This is a genomic window from uncultured Nitrospira sp. (genome assembly GCA_902500695.1).
Taxonomy (GTDB): domain Bacteria; phylum Nitrospirota; class Nitrospiria; order Nitrospirales; family UBA8639; genus Nitrospira_E.
This window is the reverse complement of the sequence record CABVRQ010000160.1, coordinates 1-3,351: the sequence shown is the minus strand read 5'-3', so window position 1 is coordinate 3,351 and position 3,351 is coordinate 1. Positions and strand designations below refer to the sequence as shown.

2 protein-coding genes are annotated in these 3,351 nt (G+C 45.9%); one reads left to right on the top strand and one right to left on the bottom strand.

Annotation, left to right across the window (positions count from 1 at the left end; all coding sequences use genetic code 11):
- Window positions 1-307 precede the first annotated feature (307 nt).
- Window positions 308-934: a peptide-methionine (S)-S-oxide reductase MsrA gene (gene msrA, locus AAH187_RS19020; protein ID WP_342350067.1), complete on the bottom strand. Its 627-nt coding sequence runs from the start codon at window positions 932-934 to the stop codon at window positions 308-310.
- A 1,033-nt stretch (window positions 935-1,967) separates the two neighbouring features.
- On the opposite strand from msrA, the gene AAH187_RS19015 reads away from it, so the two are divergent.
- Window positions 1,968-2,900 (top strand): hypothetical protein, encoded by a 933-nt coding sequence (locus AAH187_RS19015; protein ID WP_342350066.1) that lies wholly within the window; start codon window positions 1,968-1,970, stop codon window positions 2,898-2,900.
- Window positions 2,901-3,351: the final 451 nt, after the last annotated feature.

Below are 3,351 nucleotides of genomic sequence, written 5' to 3'. Positions count from 1 at the left end.
ATATCAGACCACAACTGAAGATGTCGGTCACGAATCGTTTCTTTGTCAGTGACGAGGGTGGAAGAATCGCGATTTACCAGCCTAACGAGATAATGCCATTTCCATTCCCAGTACCTTTTCCCCATTTCCCATAGAAGGAAATGACTAAAAAGTGATTTTAGGGCAAAAGGGTGAGGAGGGGGCGTCTCATGGGGTTTTGGCAGTACTATTGAAAAGTACCGTTAATCACAAAGCAGCCTAGTCCCCTTTCGAACCGACTATAAAAAAAAGTCCGGAAAAGGGTGTGTTGCGAGGACCCATAGCCGGATTATGACTTTCCCCATAACTCTTCCAAACGCTGAGAACGACCGCAATTCCATTTATAAAATTTGTACCGGACTGGATTCTTTTTATAAAAATCCTGATGATAGTCTTCGGCAGAGAAGAAGATCGAAGCCGGAACAATCTCGGTCACGATTGGTTGCGGAAAAGATTTGGAACTCTCTACCACCTTTTTGGATGCGTCGATTAACATTTTTTGCTTTTCATCATGGTAGAAGATCGCGGTTCGATATTGGTTGCCATGATCACAGAACTGGGCATTCAGCGTCGTAGGATCAACATTACGCCAAAACACTTCCAACAGACGTTGATACGTGACCTTGGTAGGATCATAGGTCACTTCAACCGATTCAGTATGACCGGTTCCTCCGGCCGAAACTTGCTCATAGGTTGGATTAGACAGCTGTCCTCCCGTAAAACCTGAGACAACGGATACCACGCCATCAACTTTTTCATACACCTCTTCCATGCACCAGAAGCAACCGCCTGCAAATGTAGCCTGGGCATATTGACCCTCTTCGGCTGCAAGATTGCCTTGAGGTATGACTGTCATTCCCCCTATCAACAGTGCCACCAATCCTAAGCTGATTAAAAGATACAGTATCCGCTTCATCAATACCTCCGGATTATCACCCATTCGTTTAAGAACTCTGGGCCTTTTAGTTAAAAAATATCTTCATTCCCATAAAGATAGGCTTACTGCCTAGTCTTAAGAAACTCAATTGCGTTACGTGACCTGATTCCTAATCAATGGCGATAGTCGTCACTTGTATCGTTTTGGGCATCCTTTGTGACTTTTGGATACTGATATTCGATTATTTCAAGATTTGCAAATGCGAGATAGGCACGAGATTCAATGATTTTGGAGTGGGTCCGCTGTCTGCCAACATTACATTTAGTTCCAGTTGCACCACAATTCCTCTGTGGTGATAAACGCACAGGGAGCCTGTGTCTGGAATCACGCAGATTCACTCAAGTTTTCCCCCACATAGGAAAATTTCTCCAGCTCCTGAGATTGTTACAATCGGGAATATTAGTAAGGAGATCAACTCTTTTCTTTTTCTTCTGAAAGAAATCAATAATTAGGAGGAAATTTCTGCCCATTTTGCACTACGGCATCTGGGTTGCTTACCGATAAGGAATAGGAGAAAAAATCATAAATAAGGGGGCAGGTGATGGTGCGGACTGTTCTCTGGTTGGTTATTGGAAGTTTGCTTCTCCCATTCGTGAGTGATTCAGCCTTTTCTGCGGATTTAATCCCGCTGGTTGATCGCCTAGGTCTGCGAACCGGCTCAGATTCCCATGCATGTGGCTCTCCGACCTCTTCCTCTTCAGGACGTTCTTCCCCTTTCTACTCTCAAAGCACTCCATGTAATGAATCTACAGGTGAATATTCTCTCACTCGTTTCAACTTTACCCAAAAACGTGAACCTTTCAACCTTCAGGGCGCTCGGGATATGCCTTCCCTGATGAAACAAGGTGGGAGCAGTTTGTATGAGGCGTCAAATGACATTTCTCTTTTTCAAGAAGGCCTGACCGCTGGAGTCCAGATGGTATATCGGGAACCATTGATAACAGACAACTCGGCGACACCATCTGCCAATCGCATGGGAGCTCAATTCGTCCTCAAAGGGACAACAGGGAGAATGAAATACCGAGCTCAGTATGGCTACTCTGGGCAAGAAACCGGGAACACTTCATTTACGACACCCAATGATCGTGTGGGAGGAAAACTGGCATGGGAATGGAATCTTCCGTTCGTCACTCCCCAAATTGAACTCAGCCGATTCACTAGTAATGTTGAGGGAGATCTGTCTCGTTCTCAAACCGTCGCTAACCAACAAAAATTTTCTTTGCTCTTGGCCCCTCCAAATTTGCCCAGTCTATCACTTGGGTATGTCCGTCAGCAGACAAACATCTTTACTCGACCTGAAGGCCCTCTCGCCGATGCCATTACAACAGAATCCGTTTCGGCGAATCTCTCGTTTCTACACGGCGCGGGCAAAGGGGATTGGTCCTCGTACTATAAAACCTCTCAAAGTGAGTTTGTAGAGAATGGGTCGGTAGAAGAAATTGGAACAAAAATGAGCGGGACCCTGAATCTTTTAGAACCGGTAGATCTCACGCCACAGTGGGGTTTTACTCGGCGAGTCAATTCCCGTGGGACTATGGCAAACGATCGCTTCTTTGCCAAGCTTGGTTCGAATTTTCGTGTTTCCCCGACTTCAACTCTTAAACCGGGAGTTGAATTCGCGCGGGACCTGAATCGATTTGCTGCACTTCACACTGATACCCTTGCGGCTAAACTTGGGTACGCCTACCTTGCTGCAGATGACTCCCTGGATGTTTCCATTCTCGGGCAATATATTCTCAGCCAACGCTCCAACACCCCTGCCAATCCTCAAATCTACGACGTTTCGCTGTTATTTAAAAAAGACGTGCGTGACTATTTACATCTAAACCATCGCCAGCAAACCCTCAGCCTCAAAATCACACACAACCAGCAAATGAACACCACTTCTTCTCAAACCCAATACGGCCAGACTTCTGCAATGTTGCTCGTGAGCATCATTCCCTGAAAACTCAGAATTCCCCTCCTTTCCTCTAACCATCTTTGCCCATGACTTTCGGCAGAACGTCTCTTAAATTCAACCCAGAAGAGAAATAGGGAGCGTTCAAAATGGCAAGTCCAGCAAGACTAGGTCTGGTGGCACAAGCTGAGAATTCTGAGGAGTGCGTGAGCAGGTCTAGGTGGGCCGAGCACTAGAAGCCGAATTTCCAAGACTCCTTTAAAATAAATTCTCATTCAAGAACGGTCGAGCAGGCTAAGAGAAAAGGGAGTAGGCCCAGAGCAACACGACCTCATACTCAAGACCAGAATTTCGACATGGCAGGAGGAGAAAGCAGACTCTGCGTTTAGCCATTCGTTATTTCCAATAGGAGAGGTGGCTCTATTCCTTATGAGTCAATCCCTGAATTATAACGAACTTACGGCTAAAGACTCTTGTGTATGAGTTCTGCCTATTCTCC

What these genes read in the sequence shown, in the direction of transcription:
- msrA (WP_342350067.1), bottom strand. Translation starts at nt 934, where the DNA reads ATGAAGCGGATACTGTATCTTTTAATCAGCTTAGGATTGGTGGCACTG.
- AAH187_RS19015 (WP_342350066.1), top strand. Translation starts at nt 1,968, where the DNA reads ATGAAATACCGAGCTCAGTATGGCTACTCTGGGCAAGAAACCGGGAAC.